23 protein-coding genes are annotated in these 23,033 nt (G+C 67.2%); 10 read left to right on the top strand and 13 right to left on the bottom strand.

All coding sequences use genetic code 11. The features are described from left to right. Positions 1-129: 129 nt before the first annotated feature. Genes AC1DEL_RS19885 through AC1DEL_RS19875 form a run of 3 tightly spaced genes read left to right on the top strand, consistent with a single transcriptional unit; the run spans position 130 to position 1,828 of the window. On the top strand, positions 130-384 hold the full coding sequence (locus tag AC1DEL_RS19885; protein WP_144202032.1) for a FitA-like ribbon-helix-helix domain-containing protein: 255 nt from the start codon (positions 130-132) through the stop codon (positions 382-384). After that, on the top strand, positions 381-809 hold the full coding sequence (locus AC1DEL_RS19880; RefSeq protein ID WP_477105917.1) for a PIN domain-containing protein: 429 nt from the start codon (positions 381-383) through the stop codon (positions 807-809). The genes AC1DEL_RS19885 and AC1DEL_RS19880 overlap by 4 nt, the downstream gene beginning before the upstream one ends. Beyond that, positions 806-1,828 carry a cation diffusion facilitator family transporter gene (locus AC1DEL_RS19875; protein ID WP_477126158.1) on the top strand — a complete coding sequence of 341 codons (1,023 nt, stop codon included), beginning with the start codon at positions 806-808 and terminating at the stop codon, positions 1,826-1,828. Before AC1DEL_RS19880 ends, AC1DEL_RS19875 begins: the two co-directional genes overlap by 4 nt. On the opposite strand, the gene AC1DEL_RS19870 is transcribed toward AC1DEL_RS19875, so the two are convergent. The 4 genes from AC1DEL_RS19870 to AC1DEL_RS19855 form a co-directional block, all read right to left on the bottom strand. Further along, positions 1,730-2,359, bottom strand: a complete 630-nt coding sequence (locus tag AC1DEL_RS19870) for a LysE family translocator (RefSeq protein WP_092300131.1) — start codon at positions 2,357-2,359, stop codon at positions 1,730-1,732. The genes AC1DEL_RS19875 and AC1DEL_RS19870 overlap by 99 nt on opposite strands. Before the next feature lie 408 nt (positions 2,360-2,767). Further along, positions 2,768-3,394: a DNA-3-methyladenine glycosylase I gene (locus AC1DEL_RS19865; RefSeq protein WP_092300128.1), complete on the bottom strand. Its 627-nt coding sequence runs from the start codon at positions 3,392-3,394 to the stop codon at positions 2,768-2,770. A gap of 188 nt (positions 3,395-3,582) precedes the next feature. Beyond that, positions 3,583-4,893 carry an MFS transporter gene (locus AC1DEL_RS19860; protein ID WP_477159160.1) on the bottom strand — a complete coding sequence of 437 codons (1,311 nt, stop codon included), beginning with the start codon at positions 4,891-4,893 and terminating at the stop codon, positions 3,583-3,585. A 47-nt stretch (positions 4,894-4,940) separates the two neighbouring features. Next, positions 4,941-5,216 carry a hypothetical protein gene (locus AC1DEL_RS19855; RefSeq protein ID WP_369823533.1) on the bottom strand — a complete coding sequence of 92 codons (276 nt, stop codon included), beginning with the start codon at positions 5,214-5,216 and terminating at the stop codon, positions 4,941-4,943. Between the two features lie 314 nt (positions 5,217-5,530). Here AC1DEL_RS19855 and AC1DEL_RS19850 point away from each other — a divergent pair, with 314 nt between their 5' ends. Next, positions 5,531-6,415, top strand: a complete 885-nt coding sequence (locus tag AC1DEL_RS19850) for a dioxygenase family protein (protein ID WP_454757399.1) — start codon at positions 5,531-5,533, stop codon at positions 6,413-6,415. Between the two features lie 12 nt (positions 6,416-6,427). Here the strand turns inward: AC1DEL_RS19850 and AC1DEL_RS19845 are convergent, their stop codons facing one another. The 5 genes from AC1DEL_RS19845 to AC1DEL_RS19825 form a co-directional block, all read right to left on the bottom strand. Continuing rightward, a complete protein-coding gene (locus AC1DEL_RS19845) occupies positions 6,428-7,579 on the bottom strand; it encodes an MFS transporter (RefSeq protein ID WP_255370961.1) in 1,152 nt (383 codons plus the stop codon). Continuing rightward, positions 7,576-8,817, bottom strand: coding sequence for an MFS transporter (locus tag AC1DEL_RS19840; protein ID WP_477126157.1), 1,242 nt, complete (start codon positions 8,815-8,817; stop codon positions 7,576-7,578). Before AC1DEL_RS19840 ends, AC1DEL_RS19845 begins: the two co-directional genes overlap by 4 nt. 101 nt (positions 8,818-8,918) lie before the next feature. Next, positions 8,919-9,344, bottom strand: coding sequence for a VOC family protein (locus AC1DEL_RS19835; protein WP_454757398.1), 426 nt, complete (start codon positions 9,342-9,344; stop codon positions 8,919-8,921). Between the two features lie 16 nt (positions 9,345-9,360). Next, positions 9,361-9,711, bottom strand: a complete 351-nt coding sequence (locus AC1DEL_RS19830) for a GFA family protein (protein ID WP_092300112.1) — start codon at positions 9,709-9,711, stop codon at positions 9,361-9,363. 30 nt (positions 9,712-9,741) lie between these two features. Continuing rightward, positions 9,742-10,161 (bottom strand): GNAT family acetyltransferase, encoded by a 420-nt coding sequence (locus AC1DEL_RS19825; RefSeq protein ID WP_092300109.1) that lies wholly within the window; start codon positions 10,159-10,161, stop codon positions 9,742-9,744. Between the two features lie 115 nt (positions 10,162-10,276). Here AC1DEL_RS19825 and AC1DEL_RS19820 point away from each other — a divergent pair, with 115 nt between their 5' ends. The 5 genes from AC1DEL_RS19820 to AC1DEL_RS19800 all read left to right on the top strand — a co-directional run bounded on the left by AC1DEL_RS19820 (position 10,277) and on the right by AC1DEL_RS19800 (position 15,138). After that, positions 10,277-11,047 (top strand): DeoR/GlpR family DNA-binding transcription regulator, encoded by a 771-nt coding sequence (locus AC1DEL_RS19820; RefSeq protein WP_092300106.1) that lies wholly within the window; start codon positions 10,277-10,279, stop codon positions 11,045-11,047. Between the two features lie 33 nt (positions 11,048-11,080). Continuing rightward, the gene (locus AC1DEL_RS19815; protein ID WP_092300103.1) at positions 11,081-12,061 is read left to right on the top strand and encodes an ABC transporter ATP-binding protein; all 981 of its coding nucleotides are present in this window, start codon (positions 11,081-11,083) and stop codon (positions 12,059-12,061) included. Positions 12,062-12,124: 63 nt separating this feature from the next. Continuing rightward, on the top strand, positions 12,125-13,408 hold the full coding sequence (locus AC1DEL_RS19810; RefSeq protein ID WP_477159159.1) for an ABC transporter substrate-binding protein: 1,284 nt from the start codon (positions 12,125-12,127) through the stop codon (positions 13,406-13,408). 36 nt (positions 13,409-13,444) lie between these two features. Next, positions 13,445-14,329, top strand: coding sequence for a carbohydrate ABC transporter permease (locus AC1DEL_RS19805; protein WP_092300402.1), 885 nt, complete (start codon positions 13,445-13,447; stop codon positions 14,327-14,329). After that, entirely contained in the window at positions 14,326-15,138 is an 813-nt protein-coding gene (locus AC1DEL_RS19800; RefSeq protein WP_092300097.1) for a carbohydrate ABC transporter permease, read from the top strand. Before AC1DEL_RS19805 ends, AC1DEL_RS19800 begins: the two co-directional genes overlap by 4 nt. A gap of 42 nt (positions 15,139-15,180) precedes the next feature. Here the strand turns inward: AC1DEL_RS19800 and AC1DEL_RS19795 are convergent, their stop codons facing one another. Together AC1DEL_RS19795 and AC1DEL_RS19790 are read right to left on the bottom strand one after the other, a co-directional pair. Next, a complete protein-coding gene (locus AC1DEL_RS19795) occupies positions 15,181-16,656 on the bottom strand; it encodes a LamG-like jellyroll fold domain-containing protein (protein ID WP_454757397.1) in 1,476 nt (491 codons plus the stop codon). Between the two features lie 227 nt (positions 16,657-16,883). After that, on the bottom strand, positions 16,884-20,477 hold the full coding sequence (locus AC1DEL_RS19790) for an indolepyruvate ferredoxin oxidoreductase family protein (protein ID WP_477105921.1): 3,594 nt from the start codon (positions 20,475-20,477) through the stop codon (positions 16,884-16,886). Positions 20,478-20,756: 279 nt separating this feature from the next. On the opposite strand from AC1DEL_RS19790, the gene AC1DEL_RS19785 reads away from it, so the two are divergent. After that, positions 20,757-22,148: an NYN domain-containing protein gene (locus AC1DEL_RS19785; protein ID WP_477126156.1), complete on the top strand. Its 1,392-nt coding sequence runs from the start codon at positions 20,757-20,759 to the stop codon at positions 22,146-22,148. 24 nt (positions 22,149-22,172) lie between these two features. Here the strand turns inward: AC1DEL_RS19785 and AC1DEL_RS19780 are convergent, their stop codons facing one another. Continuing rightward, a complete protein-coding gene (locus tag AC1DEL_RS19780; RefSeq protein WP_092300085.1) occupies positions 22,173-22,457 on the bottom strand; it encodes a hypothetical protein in 285 nt (94 codons plus the stop codon). A 7-nt stretch (positions 22,458-22,464) separates the two neighbouring features. Further along, positions 22,465-22,914: a DUF2778 domain-containing protein gene (locus AC1DEL_RS19775; protein WP_441593542.1), complete on the bottom strand. Its 450-nt coding sequence runs from the start codon at positions 22,912-22,914 to the stop codon at positions 22,465-22,467. Positions 22,915-23,033 lie beyond the last annotated feature (119 nt).

Below are 23,033 nucleotides of genomic sequence, written 5' to 3'. Positions count from 1 at the left end.
GAAACAACGCACTACGTCGAAAGATGTGGTGCGTTGTTTTGCTTTGGGCGGGCGTTTCCCTCCGATTTGCCCCAATGCTGTCACCATCCTATAATTGCATGCATTGAATGCAGTTTATAAGGAGTGCCTATGCCCATGCTAACCGTCAGAAATGTGCCAGACGAGGTGCATCGCGCCTTGCGCATGCGGGCTGCCGAGCACGGCCGCAGCACAGAGGCCGAGGTGCGGGAGATCCTGGAACGCGCGGTGAAATCCGAGCAGCGTGTGCGGATGGGTGACGCCCTGGCCGCGCTGGGCCAGCGCGCTGGCCTGACAAACGACGATTTCGCGGTGTTCGACACACAGCGTGACAAAGCGCCGGCGGAGCCGATGAAGTTCGAATGATCGTCCTCGATACCAACGTCGTCTCCGAGGCGATGAAGCCGGAGCCCAATCCGGCCGTGCGCGCTTGGCTGAACGCACAGGTTGCGGAAACGCTGTACCTGTCCAGTGTCACGCTGGCCGAACTGCTGTTCGGCATTGGCGCGTTGCCGGAAGGGCGCCGCAAGCACGGTTTGTCCGAAACCCTCGATGGCTTGCTCGCGCTGTTCGGTGATCGCGTGTTGATGTTCGATGCCGGCGCCGCCCGGCACTATGCCGAACTGGCCGTGAAGGCCCGGCTGGCGGGGAAGGGATTCCCCGCGCCCGATGGCTATATTGGTGCGATCGCCGCCTCCCGGGGCTACATTGTCGCCACACGGGACACCGCGCCGTTCGAGGCCGCCGGCCTGACCGTCATCAATCCCTGGAACCACTCTTCAATCCCGTGAACACCTTCGGCAAGGACTCACCCGATCGCACCGACCCCGCCGCCCGCGCCCAGGCCGGCCGGCGTAGCACCCTTGTCAGCGTGGCCGTCAATGTGGTCCTGACCATTGCGCAGGGGTTTATCGGCGTGGTGGCGGGTTCCCAGGCGCTGGTGGCGGACGCCATTCACTCCCTTTCCGATCTGGTTTCGGATTTCCTCGTGTTGTTCGCCGGGCATCACGGCAGCAAGGATCCGGATACCGATCACCCGTACGGGCATCAGCGCTTCGAGACCGCGGCGTCGCTGGCGCTGGGGGCCATCCTGCTGGCGGTGGGGGTGGGCATGCTCTGGGCGGCCATCGGCAAGATCCAGCATCCCGAAGGAGTGCAGCCGGTGAAGGCGATTGCGCTATGGGTGGCCATCGCCACGCTGATCTTCAAGGAACTGCTGTTCCGCTACATGCTCCGCGTGGCGGAGCGCGTGCGCTCGAGCATGCTGGTGGCCAATGCCTGGCATGCGCGGTCCGATGCGGCGTCATCGCTGGTGGTGGCGCTCGGCATCGGCGGGAACCTGCTCGGTTATCACATCCTGGACCCCGTGGCGGCCATCGTCGTCGGGCTGGTGGTGGCGCGCATGGGGCTGCAGTTCGGCTGGACGGCCCTGAGCGACCTGATGGACCGCGCCGCCGATGACGACGTGGTGGCCGCCCTGCGCGCCGCCATGCTCGACACCCCCGGGGTGCTCGGCCTGCACGACCTCAAGACGCGCAAGATGGGGGATATGGTGCTGGTTGATGTCCACCTGGAGATCCGCGCCGACCTGACCGTGGAGCGCGGTCACGCCATCGCTACCGAGGCCCGCCGCCGCGCCATGCTGCGCGACGATGTCCTTAACGTGATGACCCACGTGGACCCGGTGCCGGCCCCGGACCCGGCCCCCTCGTCAGCGCAGGTCGCTGCGGCGGTAGAGGCTCAGGCCGACCGCCAGGAAGGCGAGCATGCCGGCGCAACTGCGGTTGATCCACTGCACGGCGCGCGCTGACAGCGTGCGCATGGCGTGGCGCCCACCGTACGCGTAGATCGACATCATCAGGATATCCATCAGCGCGGCGATGACCGCCAGGATCGTGTATTGCAGCGCCACCGGCTTGTCCGCGTGGACGAACTGCGGCACGAAGGCCGAGGTAAACAGCAGCGTCTTGGGGTTGGAGAGCGCCACGAATAGCGCCCGGAAGAACGCCGCCCGGCCGCTGGCCGAGGCCGCGCCGGAGGTGGCCACCAGCGCCTGCGTTGGCGCGCGCCACATCCCCCACGCCAGGTAGAGCAGGTAGGCGGCGCCCATCCACTTGATGATGGTGAACCACTGCTCGGACGCCAGCAGCAAGGCGCCCAGCCCGCAGCCGACCGCGCCGATCAGGATCAGGTCGGCCAGCGCCGCGCCGGCGATGCCGCAGGCGGCCACCCGCATGCCCCGCGTGGCGCCGTTGCTCAGCGCGAGCAGCATGGTCGGGCCGGGCGTGACCATCACGGCGGCGACCGCAATCAGGTAGAGAAAGAGGGTAGTGGCATCCATCGCGGGGGCTCCTTCGGCAGCGAACCGCCAGTGTGCCCCGATCCCTGCCCGCATGCACGGGCCCTGTGGACATCTTCGCTACGCCTTGGGGACAACCACATGGATTGCCTGTGGCCTGCCTGGGGGCCGCATGTGGGCGGTATACGGATATCTCGGCGGCGTGGCGGGGGATGAAACCGGGCGCGAGGCGGTTGTCCACGTATACGCGGTGCGCCGCCCCTAGGGTTGTCTTTTTTCCAAGCCCCTGACGGGAAAGGGAAAAACCGGCTTATCAACGGCCAGGGGCGACGTTTACCTACTACTACTATTTATGTATACGTAAACAATATCTGTATACGTATACGCACCGTTGCCGAAACAGAAAAGCGCTGTGGATGGATCGGCTTCCAGCCAGCCTTCCGGCGAGGATCAGCGCGGCACCTTGAAGGCCTTGCGGGCCTTCAGCACCTCGGCGCGGGTCGCACAGCCTTCGAAATGATCGTTGACCAGGCCCATGGCCTGCATCAGCGCATACATCGTGGTCGGGCCGACGAACTTCCAGCCGCGCTTCTTCAGGTCCTTCGAGAGCGCCACGGACTCCGGCGACGTCGTCATCTCGCGCAGCACGGCCGGCGTGACTTTCTTCGGCCGCGACTTCGGGTCCGGCTCGAACTTCCAGAAATAGGCCGCCAGCGAGGGTTCGGTCTTCAGCAGATCCTGCGCGCGCTGGGCGTTGTGGATGGCGGCCTCGATCTTGCCCCGATGGCGGATGATGCCGGCGTCGCCCAGCAGCCGCTCCACGTCGCGCTCCGTAAACCGGGCGACCTTGTCGATCTCGAAATTGGCGAACGCCTTGCGAAAATTCTCACGTTTGCGCAGGATCGTCAGCCAGCTCAGCCCGGACTGGAAGCCCTCCAGGCACAGTTTCTCGAACAGGCGCCGATCGTTATCGACCGGGAAACCCCATTCGTGGTCGTGGTAGTGGCAATAATCCTCGATCGTCCCGCACCAGCTGCAGCGTACCCGGGGCTGCGAGGCGGTCTCTGTCGATGTCATGCGTGAAGCTCCTGATGGGGTGGACGGCGCGCGCTGGCGCTTTGGCTGGGATCATGCCCGCACCTGCGGATTTGCGGAAGCCGGAATCGGACATGTAAAGCGGACACAAAAAGCGGACACAAAAAGCGGACACAAAAAAGGCCAACCCGAGGGTTGGCCTTCTGACTTTCTACGACCCTGCAGCGCGCTCAGGCGAGCCGCTTGCCCGTGCGGTCGTGCATGAACGCCAGCGCCACGATGCTGATCATCGCGGCGGCAATCACGTAGTAGGCCGGCGCAAGCTTGTTTTGCGTCGACGTGATCAGCCACGTCACGATCAGGGGGGCGAAGCCGCCGAAGATCGTCACGGCGAAGTTATAGGCCAGCGAGAGGCCGGTGGAACGCACCTCGGTCGGGAACTGCTCGGCCAGCACGGCCGGGGCCGGGCCGGTGAACGCGGCCAGCAGGATGCCCAGCACGATCTGCACCTGGAGCAGCGTGGCCGTGGTCGGCGACACGTTGAGCCAGTGGAACAGCGGGTAGGCCAGCGCGCCGATGGCCACCGCCACCACGGTCAGCATGCGCTTGCGGCCGACGCGGTCGGACAGCATGCCCATCAGCGGGCACAGCACCAGGATGATGGCGCCGCAGATCGCGGTCGACTGGAACGTCGCGCCCAGCGGCAGGCCGAGCTGCTGCTTGGCGTACGACGGCATGTAGAACACCAGCACGTAGGTGCAGACCGTCCAGAGGATGGTCACGCCCAGGCCGGCCAGTACTTCGCGCGGATGGTCGCGCAGCACCTGCGAGAGCGGCGAGAACTTCACATTGTTCTTGCGACGTTCGGCCTGGCGCGCCTCGAACTCGGGCGGCTCTTCCAGATGCGAGCGGATGTACATGCCCACGGGACCGATCAGCAGCCCGAACAGGAACGGAATGCGCCAGCCCCAGGCATCGATCTGCTCCGGGCTCAGGCCATTGGTCACCAGCGCACCCATCGCCGCGCCGAGCATGAACGAGATGCCCTGGCTGGCCTGCTGCCAGCTGGCATAGGCGCCGCGCTCCTCGTCCGGTGCGTGCTCGATCAGGAACGCCGTGGCGCCCCCGACCTCGCCGCCGGCCGAGAAGCCCTGGATCAGCCGCGCCACCACGATCAGCGCCGGGGCCCAGAGGCCGATGCTGTCGTAAGTGGGCRCCAGGCCGATGATGGCCGTGCCGAGCGCCATCAGCAGGATGGTCAGCGTCAGCGCCGCCTTGCGGCCGACACGGTCGGCGTAGACGCCGAGCACGATGGCGCCCACGGGCCGCATGAAGAAGCCCACGCCGAAGGTGGCTACGGTCAGCAGGAACGAGGTGAGGTCGTCGCCGGTGGGGAAGAACAGCTTGGCGATGATGACCGCGAAGAAGCTGTAGACGGTGAAATCGAACCATTCCAGGCCGTTGCCGATGGTCGCGGCGAGGATCGCGCGTCGTCGGGTGGCTTTGGACAGGTCATTGGCAGTGGCAGCTGTGACGGACATTACACTTTTCTATGACGGTGAAAACAGCCGCCATCTTAAGCGAATCCTTACATTTGCCGGGTTTGCGTGTGCGGTTGGGAGGGATCAGGTACCGCCGTGACGGCGTCATTCTGCGCCGGCGGGGCCGGTTTCTTGCGCGTGAACCACAGCCAGAGCGCGCTGGCGATCCAGCCGGTGACGAAGACGGTGTCGCCGGCGTGGTTGAACAGTGCGGGGGCCAGCGGCGTGCCGAAGACGGCGGCCAGGGTGTCCGCCGGCAGCCGCGCCACGATCCACAACACCACGGCGGGCCCGCTGCCATAGACGCCCGGCTGCCACCACAGCGCGTGGGGCAGGGCGTGAAGGGGAGCGTGGGGCTTGAACACGATGTTCGCCGGTGGGCCGGTCCGAGGCAGCTTGGGGAGGCGATCCGGGGATCGCAGGCTTTTCGCCATCATAGGCCCAATCGCCATATGCCTGCCGTCAGGCGCGGGCCTACGCTGTCGGCCTGTGTGCGCTATCCAACGCGGTGGCGAGGCGGGTGTGACGCGCACGGTCCCATGTTCAGAAAATTTGCACGAGGTATCCGCAATCCGGGTGCGCCGGCGACGGCCATTGTTGCCAAACTTCATGCAGTTGGACAAAAGGATTGAAGGCCATGAGCACGCTTCCCGCCATTTATGTGTCACACGGATCGCCGATGCTGGCGATCGACCCCGGCCCCACGGGCGCCGCATTCGATGCGCTGGGCGAACGCCTGCGCGCGCGCCAGCCCAAGGCGGTGCTGGTGATCTCGGCACACTGGATCTACAGCACGCTGGTCGTCGGCACGCGCACGCGCCAGGAGGCGTGGCACGACTTCGGCGGCTTTCCGCGCGAGTTGTACGCGCTCCGCTACGACGCCCCCGGCGCCCCGGACGTGGCGGCCCGGGTCAAGGCGCTGGTCGAAGCCGCCGGCGTGGAAGGCGTCTGCTACGTGGCCGAGGACGCCGATCGTCCGCTCGACCACGGCGCCTGGATGCCGATGCGTCACTTTTTCCCGGACGCCGACCTGCCGGTCCTGCAGCTTGCGCTGAACCCGTACCTGAGCCCCGCCACGCAGATCGAAATCGGCCGTGCGCTGGCACCGTTGCGCGATGAAGGCGTGATCGTGATCGGCTCGGGCAGCTTCACGCATAACCTGCAGGAAGTGTTCGGCGGCGGGCGCAAGGCCCAGCACGGTCCGGAGACCGAGCCCTATGTCGATGCATTCCGCGATTGGATGAAAGACGCGCTGGACGAAGCGCTGGCCACCGGCGATACCAGCCGGATCGCCGGCTACCGGGACAACGCGCCATTCGCCCGCCGCGCGCACCCGACCGACGAACACCTGCTGCCGTTCTTCGTGGCGCTGGGCGCGGCGCTCGGCCCTGCATCGGCGACCGATGGGCAGGCCCAGGTCGATCGCATCGCGGATGAAGTCACCTACGGCGTGCTTGCCATGGACACCTTCGTGTTCGAGGGGCAGGGCGCGGGCAGCGCCCCCGCTCGGCAGGCCGCCTGATCTTCCTTCGGGCTAGCGCGGCGTGAGATACCGCCGCGCGGCGCGCGCCCCGAACAGCGCGATCACCCCCATCGTCACCGCCACCACCGCCAGCCCGAAGCGCAGGTTGGCCAGGTGCGCCACCCCGCCGATCAGCACCGGCCCCAGCAGCAATCCCACATAGGCGAAGCGCGCCACGCGCGCGATGCCCTCGGCAGCGGTCACGCCGGGCAGGCGCGACGCCGCCACGAAGAAGATCGGCACCATATTGGCCGCGCCCAGCCCCATCAGGCTGAAGCCGATCAGCGTCGGCACCGGCCACGGCGCCGCGATGGCCAGCGCGATGCCGGCAAAGCCGAGCCAGGCGCTGCCGGTCAGCGTGCGGGCATCGCCAAAGCGCGCGCGCAGCAGGTCGCCGCCGAAGCGCCCACAGGCCATGCCGCCCGAGAACGTGGCGTACCCGAAGCTGATCCAGCCGAGCGGGGCTTCCGCCACATCGCGCATATAGACCGCCGTCCAGTCGTACATCGCCCCTTCGCCGACCAGCCCGAGGAACGCCATCAGCCCAAGCAGCCAGAGCGCGCGGGAGGCGTGCGCGCGGTGGTGATGGTCGGTCGTCGGCATGGCCGGATGATCGGCCAGCAGCCCGCCCGCGACGCCCACGGCGGTCAGCGCCGTCATGGCCGCGATCATCGCCGCATGGGCCAGTGGCGGCACGCCCAGCGTCAGCATCAGTCCCCCGAATGCCGCCCCGGCCATGCCGCCTAGGCTGAACATGCCGTGCAGGGCCGACATCACGGGCCGGGGGCGGCTGGCCTCCACCGTGGCGGCCTGCGCGTTCATCGACACGTCGAACGCGGCGTTGGCCATGCCGAAGAGGAGCAGCATCGGCAGCAGCAGCGTGAAGGCAGGCATGGCGAGGATGCCGAGCGTGCAGAGCGCGAACGCCACGCCGCCCAGCATCGAGGCCCGCCCGCTGCCCAGCCGCGCCACCCAGCGGCCGACCGGGCCCATCGCCAGGATGGCGCCGCCGGCCACGGCCAGCATGGCGAAGGAGAGCATGGCGTCCGATAGCCCGAAGCGCGCCTTGATGGTCGGGATGTGGACGCCCCAGGTGGCGAAGGTGGCGCCGTTGACGAAGAACAGCGCCATGGTGCCGCGCGTGGCGCGGGAGACATCGCTCATGCGGCGGCCTCCGGGCGCAGCAGCCCGCGCTTGTGCAGGGCGAAGCCGAACGCCAGCAGCGCGCCCACGGCCAGCGTCACCATCACCCACAGCATCAGCCAGTAACCGCCGGCGGCGCGCCACAGCAGCGCGCCGAACCACGGCGCGGCGGCCTGCATGATCAGGACCGGCGTCATCATCAGCCCGTTCAGCGTGGCGTAGTGGTGGCGGGAGATCAGCTCGGGCATGGCCATCGCGCGCAGCATGGTGTTGACGCCATTGGCGCAGCCATAGAGCACGGCGGCCAGCATCAGCCAGTAGCCGTGGCCGAGCGCGAAGCAGAGCAGCCCGGCACCCATCAGGAAGTAGACCGGCATCGACAGCCGCACCGGATGGTGGATCGGCAGGCGCGCCATGGCCAGCCGGCCGGCCACCTGCGCGGGGCCGATCAGCGCCGCCACGATGAGCTGCTGTCCCACCGGCATGCCCTTCTCGGTCAGCATCGGGATCAGGTGCGCGCCGAGCAGCGAGGCGACTACGGCCGTCGCCGTGAAGGCCAGCACCACGGCCCAGAACACGGGCTGGCGCAGCGTCAGCCGCGCGATGCCGGGCCCGCCGGCGCCGGCAAGTGGCCCGCCAGCCTGCGCGGACGCGTAGGTGGCATGCGCCGTGTAGCGCAGCCGCGCATGCAGGGGCGCGCAGACGAACAGGTTCAGCGCGGCGAAGATCACCAGCGTGCCGCGCCAGCCCAGGTGCAGTACCAGCCACTGGCCGAGCGGGATAAAGATCGTGCTGGCGAAGCCGGCCAGCAGCGTCACGTGGACGATCGGCTTCTGGTAGCCATCGCCATACGCCTGGCGCAGCACCACGAAGGCGGGTTCATAGAGCGTGGACGCCATGGCCAGCCCGAGCGGAATCCACATTAGCAGGAACATCGTCGGCGAGGGCGACCACGCCCACAGCAACAGGCCGATGGCCGCCAGCACGGAGCCGCATCCCATCACGTTGCGCGCCGGCACGCGGTCCAGCAGCCGGCCCACGGCGAACGAGCACAGCGCCCAGACCAGCAGCCCGAGCGAGAACCCGCCGGCCAGGAACGGCTTGCCGAGGCCCAGCGACTGGTGCATCGGGTCGATGAAGACCGTGAACGTGAAATAGAGCGTGCCCCAGCTGATGATCTCGGTCAGGCCGAGCGTCCAGACGATATGGCGGGGCGGGGGCGCAGCGGTGGGTACGGCGGGGGCGTCGATGGTGGTCATGGCGCGCCCGGCGCAGGGCGGGGGCGCGCCGGTGGCGATGCGATGGATGAAGCGGGAATTGTATCGGCGTGACGGGCGAATGCCTACGTCAGTGCACTTGCTCAGGGACTGCCATCGCCGGGCAGGTTGGGCGGGCCTTTCAGTTCGACGGTATTGCCGTCCGGGTCCTTCACATAGATCGACGGACCGGTGCCTTCGGCCCCGTAGCGCTGTTCGACCGGCCCAGTATCAACGTGATGAATGCGCAGATGCTCAAATATCGCCTCCGCATCGAACGGATCGATACGCAGGCAGAAATGGTCGAGGTTGCGGCCCTCTGCCCCCGGCCCCGCGCCGCCGGCCCGGCCGATCGGGCCGTCCAGCGAAACGAGGTCGATCAGCCCGTTGCCGGCGCGGAGCTGCGTCAGGCCGATGGCGGTCTGCTCAAGCTCCAGGGTGCAGCCGAGCACATCGATATAGAACCGCACGAGGCGCGGCACGTTGGCGGTGCGCAGTACGAGGTGGTCGATGCCGGCGATGCGGAGCATGGGCGGTCAGCCAGGATCAGGCGTGGAGGCCGTCGTACTCGATGACCTTGAGGCTGCCCAGATCGACGTTATCCACACAGCGCACGTTCACGGCGGCGGTGGGATTGCCCTTCGGGTCGGTCGCCTCGGCGTAAGGGCCGCAGCCGCAGACCGGGCAGAAGCGATGCGCGATCTTCATCGTGTTGAAGCGGTAGGTGGTGGCGTGCTCGTCCGGCGTCTTGAGCCGGAACTGCGCCTTGGGCACGAACCAGAGCAGATGCCCGCGCCGGCGGCAGATGGTGCAGTTGCACTGCAGCACCTGCGTGATCTCGCCATCCGCCTCGAAGGCGACGCGGCCGCAGTGGCAGCTTCCTTGATACGTGGTCATGGGGTCTCCTTGTCGGGGTCTTCCGCCCGATCACTGGTCCGGAATCAGCCGCTTGCCCAGGCTGACGGCCGCATCCCGGCCATAGCCGAGCTTCGCGTAGAACGCCATCACGGCGTCGTTGCCTTCGCGCACCTGCAGGTTGATCTTGGGGCAGCCGCGCTCGATCAGCAGCGCCTCGGCGCGCGCCATCAGCATACGCCCATAGCCGCGCCCCTGGCAGGCGGGCGCGACGGCGAGGTAGTAGACCCAGCCGCGATGCCCGTCGAAGCCGATCATCGCCGTGGCCACCACGTGGGCATCGACCTCGCCGACGAGGAACAGCTCGGGCTGCTCGGTCAGCTTGCGCGCGATGTCACGGTGGGGATCGTTCCAGGGGCGGGTCAGGCCGCAGGCTTGCCACAGGGCAACCACGGTGGATTCGTCGGCGGGGCGGTAGGGGCGGATCTGCATGAGCGGAAGTAGAGAACAGGGGAAGACAGGGTGAACCCCAGTGTACCGAAAGCGACAGTCATCTACCCGACACACTTCCGGTTTAAATTTTCATTCGAACATCTAACATGATCGAATGAGCCTAACTCCGCGACAACGTGAAATCCTCGACTGGCTGCGCGATGCCAGCGAACTCAGCACCGACCAGCTTGCCGATCGCTTCCAGGTCAGCACGCAGACGATCCGGCGTGACATCAACGACCTGAGCGAACAGGGCCTGGTGCGGCGGCTGCATGGCGGGCTGAGCCTGCCGGCGGGCCAGCGCAACCTCAGTTTTTTGCAGCGCAGCACGGCGCAGATCGAACGCAAGCGGCGCATCGCCCATGCGGCCATCGCACTCGTGCCGGACAACGCCACGCTGTTCCTCGGCTACGGCACCACGGTGGCCGAGTTCGCGCGCGCGTTGCCGGCCGACCGGCCGCTGCGCGTGGTCACCAACAACCTGGACGCCGTGCACGCGCTGGCCGAGAAGCCCGCCATCGAGACCTGGGTGGCCGGCGGCCGGCTGCGTCCCGGTGACCGCGACGTGATGGGCAGCGCCACGCTCGACTTCATCCGCCGCTTTCGCGCGCATCTGTCGATCTGCGGCGCGGGCGCGGTGGATGCGGACGGCAGCCTGTTCGAGTTCCACCCGGACGAGGCGGAGTTCACCCAGGTGCTGTTCGCCAACAGCCACGTCCGCGCGGTGCTGGCCGACAGCAGCAAGTTCCTGCGCGACGCGCCGTGCCGCGTGGCCACGCTCGCCCAGATCGACCATTTCTTCACCGATGAGGAAGCCCGCACCGACGCCGGCGCGGACCTGCCCGCGCTGTGCGAACGCGCGGGTGTCTCGCTTCATATCTGCTGACGCAATCGACGACCCATACGCTGATAAGAACCCATGGCCTACCTGCGACTCGACAACCTGCAGCAGCGCTTCGGCGAGCAACACGTGCTCCGCGGCATCGACCTCGACGTGGCGCGTGGCGAGTTCATCGCGCTGCTCGGCGCCTCGGGCTGCGGCAAGACCACGCTGCTGCGGCTGATTGCCGGATTGGACCGGCCGAGCGGCGGGCGGATCTGGTTCGATGGCGCGGACGTGACCGACGTGGACCCCGCCGCGCGCCACCTGAGCATGGTGTTCCAGTCGTACGCGCTGTTTCCGCACTTGAGCGTGGGCGAGAACATCGTCTTCGGCCTGCGCGCGCGCAAGCTGCCGCGCGAGGAGCAGGCGGCGCGGCTCAAGCAGGCCGCCGACATGCTCGGGCTGGACAAGCTCCTCGCGCGCAAGCCGGGTGAACTCTCGGGCGGGCAGCGGCAGCGCGTGGCGCTGGCACGCGCCATCGTCTCGCATCATCCGGTCTGTCTGATGGACGAGCCGCTCAGCAACCTCGACGCCCAGCTACGTGCCGAGATGCGCGCCGAGCTGCGCAAGCTTCAGCGCGCGCTCGGGCTGACGGTGATCTACGTCACCCACGACCAGGTGGAAGCCATGAGCATGGCCGACCGCATCGTGCTGATGCATCAGGGCGAGATCGCCCAGGTCGGCACGCCCGAACAGCTCTACGAGCAGCCAGCCACGCCGGTCGTCGCCCGCTTTATCGGCCAGCCGCCGATGAACCTGTTGCGCGTGCCGGGGCTGGACGGGCTGGTGGGCATTCGTCCCGAACACATCGCGCTGGCGGCGACGGGCACCGCCGGCACGGATATTCACGATGGCGTCGTCGCGCGCAGCGAATATCACGGCGCAGACACGCTGATCGAGGTGCAGGTCTACGAGCAGCCCGTGCTGGTGCGCCATCCGGGCCGGCTTGCGCTGCAGACCGGCAGCCGGCTGGCGCTGGAATGGCCGGCCGCACGCGCCCACCGGTTTGCCGCGTGAGGGGCCTCCCTCCATCCCCATGACTTTCCCGATGTTTTGATTCGTCTTTCACCAGGAGCCTTCATGTCGTTCAAATCCCGTGGCCTCGCCCTCGCGCTGGGCGCCGTTCTCTCGATGGCCGCGCTCGGCGCGGCGGCACAGACGCAGGTGACCATGTACTACCCGGTCTCGGTCGGCGGCCCGCTGACGCAGGTGGTAGACAAGCTGGTCGACCAGTTCCAGCAGGCCAACCCGGACGTCAAGGTCAACGCCATCTACGCCGGCAACTACGACGACGCCCGCACCAAGGCGCTGGCCGCCCTCAAGGCCGGCACGCCGGTGCAGACCTCGGTGCTGTTCTCGATCGACCTGTTCGAGCTGAAGGACCAGAACGTGATTCGCCCGTTCGATGACTTCGCCACCACGCCGGAAGACAAGGCGTGGCTCCAGAGCTTCTACCCGGGCCTGATGGACAACGGCCGCGCCGACGGCAAGACCTGGGGCATCCCGTTCCAGCGCTCGACCATCGTCATGTTCTACAACAAGGACGCCTTCAAGCAGGCCGGCCTGGATCCGAACAAGCCGCCGCGTACCTGGACCGAGATGCGCGAGGCTGCTGCCAAGCTGGTGAAGCAGGACGGTGGCGCCACGTCGCGCTGGGGCGTGATGATTCCGTCGACGGGCTACGCCTACTGGATGTTCGGCGCGCTGGCCAAGCAGAACGGCGCCACGCTGATGAACGCCGCCGGCTCGCACACCACCTTCGACACGCCCAAGACGGTGGAAGCGCTCCAGTACTGGACCTCGCTGGCCAAGGACGGCCTGAGCCCGAAGGGCCTGATCGAATGGGGCACGCTGCGCCAAAACTTTGTCGAGGGCAAGACGGCGATGATGTGGCACTCCAYGGGCAACCTGACCGCCGTGCTCAAGGATGCCAAGTTCGACGTGGGCGTGGCCCCGCTGCCGGGCAACCCGACGGGTGGCTCGCCCACCGGCGGCGGCAACTTCTACCTGTTCAAGAGCGGCAGCGAAGCCGAGCAGAAGGCCGCCTACCGTCTGGTGCGATTCCTGACGGCGCCGGAACGTTCGGCCGAATGGAGCGTGGCCACCGGCTACATGGGCGTGAGCCCGGCCAGCTACGAGACGCCGACGCTCAAGAGCTACGCGGCCAAGGTGCCGCAGACGCTGGTCGCGCGTGACCAGCTCCAGGTGGCGACGGCGGAACTGTCGACGCACCAGGCGGGCCGCGTGCGCAAGGTGCTCGAGGACTCGCTCCAGTCGGCCATCACCGGCCAGCAGGAGCCGAAGGCCGCGCTGGCCGGCGCCCAGGCGCAGGCTGACCGCATCCTGAAGCCTTACCAGCGCTGACGCGGCGGGCCCACCGTGAACGACATCGGCCACGCCATGACTTCCCGATCCTTCGTCTCCAGGCCGGCCGTCCATGCGTGGCTGATGTTGCTGCCGGCGCTGGTGCTGCTGGCGGCGTTCACCTACTGGCCCATCGCGGGCAGCGTCTGGGAGAGCCTGCACACGCAGGCGCCCGGCGTCGCTCCGATGTTCAGCGGCGCGGACCAGTTCGCCGCGCTGCTGGACGACCCGGTGTTCCTGCAGGCGCTGCGCAACAACTTCTGGTACGCGCTGGTCACGGTGCCGGTCTCGGTAATGCTGGCGCTGGCGATGGCGCTCTGGGTCAACGAGCGCTTCGCGGGCCGCGGCCTGCTGCGGCTGGCCTTCTTCACCCCGACCATCCTGCCGATGGTGGCCGCCGCCAACGTCTGGCTGTTCTTCTACGCGCCCGACATCGGCCTCTTCAACCAGTTGCTCGGCGCCGCCGGCATCGCCGGCCGCAACTGGCTGGGCGATGTGGAGACCGTGCTGCCCGCGCTGATGGTCATCACCATCTGGAAGGAGGCGGGCTTCTTCATGATCTTCTACCTCGCCGCGCTTCAGTCGATCTCACCCGAACAGCGCGACGCGGCGCGCATCGAGGCGCCGTCCGCCTGGTACCGGCTACGGCGGGTCACCCTGCCGCTGCTGGCGCCGACCACGCTGTTCGTGGTCGTCAACGCGCTGATCAACGCGTTCAAGCTGGTCGATCACCTGTTCGTGCTCACGCGCGGCGGCCCGAACAACGCCAGCACGCTGCTGCTCTACTACCTCTATGAAGTGGCGTTCAAGTTCCAGGACATCTCGTACGCCTCGGCGCTGACGCTGGTGCTGCTGGCGCTGCTGGCCCTGTGCTCGGCGCTCCAGTTCTGGTTCTCCCGCAAGCGGGTCCATTACCGATGACGATCGCTCCTCCCCGGTTGTTGCTTCCCGTGGCCGGCTGGCTGGCCGGCCTGCTGTGGATCGCCCCGTTGCTGCTGATGTTCTGGGCAGCCTTCCACCCCGATGGCGATGCGCTGCGCCTGTCCTTCGACACCCGCTGGGGCTTCGGCAACTTCCCCGCCGCGTGGCGCGTGGCGCCGTTCGCGCGTTACCTCGTCAACACGTTCTGCATCGTCACGCTGCTGCTGGTGCTCCAGCTGCTGGTGTGCACGCTGGCTGGCTATGCGCTGGCGCGGCTGCGCTTCCCGGGCCGGGGGCTGGTGTTCGCCATCGTCATGCTCCAGCTGATGGTGATGCCGGAGGTGCTGATTACCGAAAACTACGTCAGTGTGGCGCGGCTCGGGCAGGTGGATCACTACCTCGGCGTGGCGCTGCCCTACATCGGTAGCGCGTTCGGCATCTTCCTGCTGCGCCAGACCTTCATGATGGTGCCGCAGGAGCTGGAGGACGCGGCGCGCATCGAGGGCCTGGGCCGGCTGGCGATCCTGCTCAAGGTCTACGTGCCGCTGGCCCGGCCCACCTACCTGGCCTATGCGCTGGTGTCCATCAGCTATCACTGGAACAACTTCCTGTGGCCGCTGGTGATTACCAACACCGAGGCAAGCCGGCCGGTGACCGTGGGCATGGCGCTGTTCGCGGCGCCCGAGACCGGTGTGGACTGGGGCGTGCTGTCCGCCGGCACGCTGCTGTCGATTGGCCCGCTGCTGGTCGCCTTCCTGCTGTTCCAGCGCCAGTTCATGCAGTCGTTCATGAACGCCGGCATCAAGTAGCCCGACAAAACTGGCCCCGCGCGAGGCGGGGCCCGGGCGCGATCAGTGGTTGCGCCAGCGCTGCACCATCACCTGCTGGACCTTGCCCTTGAAGAAGTAGCGGCGGTCCGTGGCGCCCTGCGGGTCGGCGCCGATCACGATCGGGCTGGTGTTCAGGCCCACGCCGCCCGTCACCGAGACCGACGGGGTGCGCTCGACGTTGTTGACCCAGAGCCGCACCGCGCCGTCGCCGTCATAGGCGCCGACGATGAAGTAAGAATCCGTGCCATTGAGCGAGGACAGCGGCACGGTGGCGTACTGGTAGCCGCCGTTGACGTAGACGCCGAAGCGCAGCAGCGTGCCCGCCTGCTCCAGCGCGAAGCCGCCCGCGTCGCTCTTGGCAAGGATCGCGGCGGTGGCGCCCGAGGTCAGGTCGTCGAAGTTGACCACCGCGCTGACCAGGAAGCCGCCGTTGGTGTCGTTGTCGGCCTGCCAGGTCGTGACCGACTGCGCGCCGGCAAACACCATGCTGCCGCCCACGCGGTCCTCATCGGACGTGACCGACAGCACTTCCAGCGTCGGCGTGGTGCCGCTCTGGGCCACCGCGTAGTTCGTCGGGCCGGTGCGCTTGTAAGTCAGCGGGTAGGCGGTCTGCGTCAGCGTGTTCATGTGCACCAGCGACGTGGCTTCGGTGATCAGCGCCCGCGCCGAGGTAGCCAGCGGCGTGGCGCCCCGGTCGTAGTCCGAGGTGATGAAATCCACGTCCTCGCGCAGCGCCGACAGGTACAGCTCGCCCAGGCTGGCCGGCGTGGTGTAGACGCCCACGCCGAGGCCGAGCAGCTTGGCCTGATCGATCGCGCCGAACAGGCTCGCCATCCGGTATTCGAGTTCCACGCCCTGGAAGCCCAGGCTCTTGGCCGTGCGCATGCGGTTGCGGATATCGCTCTCGATCAGGGCATGGAAGCGCACATGGTCGCGGATGCTCGCGAATTCCGACTGTGCCAGCAGCGCCTGGGCGCGCACCAGATGCTGGTGGCGGTTATTGCCGTCCATAAACGCGCGCAGCATGACCGGCCGGCCCGCCGTGGCGTAGCCCCAGTCGCGGATCGTGCGTAGCACGCCGAGCATCAGCGTGTCGCTGGCGGCGGCCGTCGAGTAGCCCTCCTTGATTTCGAGGAACAGCATGCGGTCGCTCTGCTGCAGCGCGGTATTGGCCAGCGCGCTGGCGAAGGTGCCCACGGCGGACTCCGAGTCGCTGTGCTCGACATAGACCTGGCCATCGGCGTGCAGGGTCAGGTCGAACTCCACGAGGTCGAGCCCCCGGTTCAGCGCCATCGACACTTGCGTGGTCGTGGCGGCATTGCTGGCGCCGTAGCAGTTATGGCAGGACAGCGCGACCGTGTTGCCGAGCGGCGAGACGGGCAGGCTGCGGGACACGCCGGTCCAGTAGCCCGCGAACGCCGGCGAGAACACGGCCGCGAGCAACAGCCCGGAACATGCGCGAATGAAACGTCGAAACACCAGCGTAGTGGACGGCATGCGAACCTCGCTTTGAAGGTGGAAACGGCGATTGGAACTGCGAAAAGTGCCGCGTGATGCCCGGCTGGGCGGCGGCAATGCGGATTGTTCCGGCTGACCGTGTCAGCGCCGTGACGCTGTTGCGGTGGCGATACGCAAGTCGCCAAGATTCACTTGAACATTGATAGACGAAAAAAAGGGCAGGTGCCAGCGATTGCCGACACCTGCCCCTGCTTACCTCCGCGCGATCAGGCGGCTTGCTGCCCCGCCTCCGGATGCTTGAACTGCGCCAGCAGCTTGGCCCACCGGCCGCGCACCGCGTTGAGATTGTTCTCCTTCACGTGCCCGAAACCGCGGATATCGTCCGGCAGGTTCGCCAGCGCAATCGCGGTGTCGTGGTTCGCGGCGGACAAGCCTTGCGCCAGTGTGTCCAGCAGCGCCCGGTATTCGCCGATCAGCGCGCGCTCGGTGCGCCGTTCCTCGGTCTTGCCGAAGATATCGAGCGCACCACCGCGCAGCCCCTTCAGCTTGGCCAGCAGGCGGAACAGCGTCATCGTGGACGGGCCGAAGCGGCGCTTGACCAGATGCCCCTTGTCGTCGCGCTTGGCCATCAGCGGCGGCGCGAGCCAGAAGTTGAGCTGGTAGTCGCGGCCGGGCTCGCCTTCGAACTGGGCGCGCAGTTTGTCGAGGAACACCGGGTCGGTGTAGAGCCGCGCCACTTCGTACTCGTCCTTGTACGCCATCAGCTTGGCCAGATTGCGCGCGGCGGCCTCGGTCAGCGGCAGCGGCTTGCCGGCGCCCACCATGGCCGTTTCGGCCGCGCGCACGCGTTGCACGGCGTCGCGGTACTCGGCGGCATAGGCGGCGTTCTGGTACTGGGTCAGCAGGTCCACGCGGCTCGCGATCAGCTTCTCCAGCAGCGCGCCCGAAGACGTCGGCAGCTTCACCACGTCCGCCCCGTCCATGGCCGGCTTGAGCTTGCCGGTCAGCCCCAGCACCTGCGCCGGGTCGTGCGCCATGTGGCGGCCCCAGTCGAACGCGGCCTTGTTCTTGTCCACCGACACGCCGTTCAGTTCGATGGCGCGCTCCAGCGCCTCCAGCGTCAGCGGAATCCAGCCCTTCTGCCAGGCAAAGCCGAGCACCAGCGGGTTGGTGTAGATGGCATCGCCGATCAGCGCCACGGCCAGCGCGCTGGCGTTGATGAACTCGCACTGCTCGCCCACGGCGGTGCGGATGTCCTGCTCCGCCGACAGGCCCGGGAACTGCCACTTCGGATTCTTGATGAAGTCGGCGGTCGGCGTCTGCGCGGTGTTGACCACCGCGCGGGTGCGGCCCGCCTGCGTCTTCGAGATCACTTCGTCGTTGGCCGAGACGATGGCATCGCAGCCGATGACCAGATCCGCCTCGCCCATGGCGATGCGCGTGGCATGGAGGTCATCGGGCTTGGCGGCAATCTGCACGTGGGACAGCACCGCGCCGCCTTTCTGCGCCAGCCCGGCCATGTCCAGCACCGTCACGCCCTTGTTCTCGAGGTGCGCGGCCATGCCGAGCAGGCCGCCAATCGTCACCACGCCGGTGCCGCCCACGCCCGTGACCAGCACGCCGAACGGGTGGTCGAGCGATGGCAGCGTCGGCTGGGGCAGCACCGGCAGGCTGTCCATCGACAATCCCCGCTCCCGGGGCTTGCGCACCTGCGCGCCTTCGGCCGTCACGAAGGACGGGCAGAAGCCGTTCAGGCACGAGAAGTCCTTGTTGCACGACGACTGGTTGATCTGGCGTTTGGTGCCCAGCTCGGTCTCGAGCGGCTCCACCGACAGGCAGTTCGACTTGACCGAGCAGTCGCCGCAGCCTTCGCACACCGCGTCGTTGATGAAGGCGCGGCGGGCCGGATCGGGGAAGGTGCCGCGCTTGCGGCGCCGACGCTTCTCGGTGGCGCAGGTTTGGTCGTAGATCAGGATGGTGCAGCCCGGCACTTCGCGGAGTTCACGCTGGATGCGATCCAGCTCGTCCCGATGATGGACGGTGAGCCCCTCGGGCAGCTTGATCGCGCCGTTGTACTTCTCGGGCTCGTCCGTGACGATGACGATCTGCTTCGCGCCTTCGGCGGAGACCTGGTAGGCGATGTCGCGCACCGAGAGCTCGCCGTCGACGGGCTGGCCGCCGGTCATCGCCACGGCGTCGTTGTAGAGGATCTTGTAGGTGATGTTGACCCCCGCCGCGATCGACGCGCGGATGGCCAGCAGCCCCGAGTGGAAGTAGGTGCCGTCGCCGAGGTTGGCGAACACGTGCTTGTCGCCCGCGAACGGCGCCTGGCCGATCCAGGCCACGCCTTCGCCGCCCATCTGGCTGAAGGTGCTGGTGCTGCGGTCCATCCACACGGTCATGTAGTGGCAGCCGATGCCGGCCAGCGCGCGCGAACCCTCGGGCACGTTGGTTGACGTATTGTGCGGACAACCGGAGCAGAACCACGGTTTGCGCTCGGCGGTCACGCGCGGCGTGGCCAGCGCGCGCTCCTTGGCCTCGATGACCGCCAGACGGGCGGCGATGCGGGCGCGCACATCGGACGGCAGGTCGAACTTTTCCAGCCGCGTGGCGATGGCCTTGGCGATGATCGCCGGCGACAGCTCGTAGTGGGCCGGCAGCAGCCAGTTGTTCTGCGGGATCGACCATTCGCCGCCCGCGTTGTCGCGCTCGTCGAACTTGCCGTACACCTTGGGGCGCACGTCGTCGCGCCAGTTGTACAGCTCCTCCTTGAGCGCGTATTCCATGATCTGGCGCTTTTCCTCGACGACGAGGATCTCCTGCAGCCCCTCGGCGAACTTGCGCGCGCCGTGCGCCTCCAGCGGCCATACGCAGCCCACCTTGTAGAGGCGGATGCCCAGGCGCGCGCAGGTCTCGTTATCGAGGCCGAGGTCGGACAGCGCCTGGCGGGTGTCGAGGTAGGCCTTGCCGGCGGTCATGATGCCGAAACGCGCGTGCGGCGAGTCGATCTCGATCCGGTCGATCTTGTTGGCCCGCACATAGGCCAGGCCGGCGTACCACTTGTAGTCGAGCAGGCGCGCTTCCTGTTCCAGCGGCGGATCGGGCCAGCGGATGTTCAGGCCGCCCTGCGGCAGGATGAAGTCATCGGGCAGCACGATCTCCACGCGGTGCGGATCGAGTTCGACCGAGGCCGACGATTCCACCACGTCGGTCACGCACTTCATGGCCACCCAGAGGCCGGAGTAGCGGCTCATCGCCCAGCCGTGCAGGCCGTAGTCGAGGTATTCCTGGACGTTGGACGGGTAGAGCACGGGCAGGCCGCAGGCCTTGAAGATGTGCTCGGACTGGTGCGCCAGCGTGGAGGACTTGGCCGAATGGTCGTCGCCGGCCAGCACCAGCACGCCGCCGTGCTGGCTGGAGCCGGCGGAGTTGGCGTGCTTGAAGACGTCGCCGGTGCGGTCCACGCCCGGGCCCTTGCCGTACCACATGCCGAATACGCCATCGAACTTGGCATCCGGATACATGTTGACCTGCTGGGAGCCCCAGACCGAGGTGGCGGCGAGATCTTCGTTCAGGCCAGCCTGGAAGACGACGTTGTGCGCTGCAAGATGCTTCTTGGCTTTCCAGAGCGACTGGTCGAGCGCGCCGAGCGGCGACCCGCGATAGCCGGAGATGAAACCGGCAGTGTTCAGACCCGCGGCGCGATCCCGTTCCTGCTGCAGCATCGGCAGCCGTACCAACGCCTGCGTGCCGCTGATATAGATGCGGCCGCGTTCCAGCGTGTACTTGTCTTCGAGGGAAACGTTCTCTAGCGCGCGACGAATGGCGTCGCTGACCGGCGGGGTCAGGGGGGCATTCATAAGTGCTCCTCTATGGGCATGCTGTCGGGATCACCGACACATCAGTTGTGGGCAACCTTCCGGGGCCTCTTGTGGAGGCGTGGGAAGGCCGTGTCTCTGCGCGGCATGGTAGCACCCGCGTTGCGCGCGCGGTACCTTGCTATGCAGCATAAACCGGGCCAGCTACCCCCGTGATTTCCCGTAGGCACGGGCTTTCAGCGTGTACACTGCGTTGCATCCAGGCGGCCCCGACCGCCCGCTCCGGGCGGCGCCGGCTGCACCGCAACCCCCTATCGACACATGACAAATTCCCCTCGCCAGGGCGCGACCCTGGCTGTGCTGATCGACGCCGACAACGCGGCGCCCGCCATCGTGGAAGGCCTGCTGGCCGAAGTGGCCAAGTACGGCGTGGCCGCCGTGAAGCGGATCTACGGCGACTGGACCAAGCCCAACCTGGCCGGATGGAAGGAGCGGCTGCTGTCGCACTCGATCCAGCCGATCCAGCAGTTCCGCTACACCGTGGGCAAGAACGCCACGGACAGCGCGATGATCATCGACGCGATGGACCTGCTCTACACGGGCCGCTTCGACGGGTTCTGCATCGTCTCCAGTGACAGCGACTTCACGCGGCTGGCGTCGCGCATCCGCGAGCAGGGGCTGATCGTCTACGGCTTCGGCGAGCGCAAGACGCCCAAGCCGTTCGTGACAGCCTGCGACAAGTTCATCTATTCCGATGTGCTGCGCACGGACACCGATACCGACGTGGAAGCCGAAGGCGCCGTGGCCCCGGCACGCCGCCGCAACACCCAGGAGCTGCGGCAGGACTCGCGGCTGGTGCGCCTGCTGCAAAGCGCCGCGCAGGCGGTGTCGGACGAAGACGGCTGGTCGACGCTGGGCGGCATGGGCAACCACATCGCCAAGCAGGCGCCGGAATTCGACTCGCGTAACTATGGGTACGGCAAGCTGTCCGAACTCGTGGCATCGACCAACCTGTTCGAGGTGGAAACGCGCAACGGCGGGAACAACAAGACCATCTGGGTGCGGCTGAAGAAGCGCGCCAAGGGGGAGGGCGGCCAGCCGGGGCAGCAGTCGGGCCAGCAGGGTGGGCAACAGGGTGGGCAACAGGGTGGGCAACAGGGTGGGCAACAGGGTGGCCAGCAATCGGGCCAGCAGTCTGGGCAACAGTCGGGTCAGTCCGGCCAGTCCGGCCAGCAGCAGCGCCCGCAGCAAAACCAGTCGAACCAGCAGGAGCGCCGCCCGTCGCCGCCACCGCTGCCGGCCACCACGGTGGCCCAGGCTGTGCCGCCGGTGGAAACGCCCGCGCCAGTGGTCGAAATCGACGCCATCCCCGAGCCGGCCCCGGTCTTCTCGGCGGCCTCCGAGGACGAACCGGCCGGCTCCGCCTCGACCCTGATCCCGGAAGCCGTGGAACCCCCGGCCTCGTCACGCGGCAAGCGCGCCAAGCGCCCCGAAGTCGCCCTGAGCGACACCCCGTGGCCAATCGACCAGTCAGTCTTCGCCGCCCCGGGCACGACGGTGCTGTCCGCCCAGGTTGTCGAGGAACCCACCGAGCCCGCCCCGGCCCCCGCCGAGGAAGCCCCGAAGTCCGCCGACAAGAAAGCTCCCGCAAAGAAAGCCGCCCCGCGCAAGCGCGCGCCGGCCAAGAAGGCGGTGAAGAAGGCAGCGGAGTAAGGTAGTGAGGGGAGGGCGGCCGGCTTAACGAAGCCGGGCCGCTCGCCCACGCCGGTCCAGCATCCACCTGCGCGCCAGCCAGGTTCCGATCACCACCGCCACGAATGACAAGGCGAGGTGGACCAGGAGTTCCAGATCGTCGCCAGCTTCGCCGTCCCAGAATCCCGGGACATGGGTGAATATCCAGAACCAGAACGACTCCGGGAATGGGAAGATGGCCGCAAGCCAACGCAGCCAAACGAAGGTTAGCGCGAGCGTGGCAAAAACCGTCCACACGGCCAACAATAGCCACCGAGCCAAGGTCTTCATCTGACGATCACCCTGCCATACGCCTTGAGAGCGTCGTCCCCGGCACGGGGTGTTGTCGCTGGGCTTTGAGGAGCGAGCGTAGGTGGTGGTAGCCCATGTGGCTCTCGACGGTAATGCACCCTTTGCTGATGCCTTGGCCGCCCTTCGGATGGAGGCGGAATTCGCCGCGCCGTATGGCGTTGCAGAAGGCTTCGTCATCTATCTTGCCGTCAACAGCATAGAGAGCGAACCATTCGTTCTTGTTCCGAAGCGAATCTCTGATCGACCCGAGCATGCCTCCGGATTGCCGATCAACGACGTAGTAGGTTCCGCGGGGAATCGGACCTGTACTTGCATAGCAGGAAAATTCGGGTCGATTCTTATGGTGATCCAGGCCAGAAAACGCTGGAAAAGCCAGAGCGCCGCAGCGCAGCGCACTCATTGCCTTGCCATTCAGTTCAAAGGTGCATTCGAGCATGGTCGTTCTCCATCGAAGTCTCTCAACCGTGAGAGCACGAAGGAGGCTACGCCTCAGGCTTTGGCGCGAACATCGTACGAGTTCGAAACTCAGCGCACCAGCTGATTGATCTCGATAAT

It is taken from the genome of Cupriavidus sp. 10L43_2 (genome assembly GCF_056395265.1).
The sequence above is the reverse complement of the archived record's forward strand: the minus strand, read 5'-3'. Positions and strand labels throughout refer to the sequence as shown.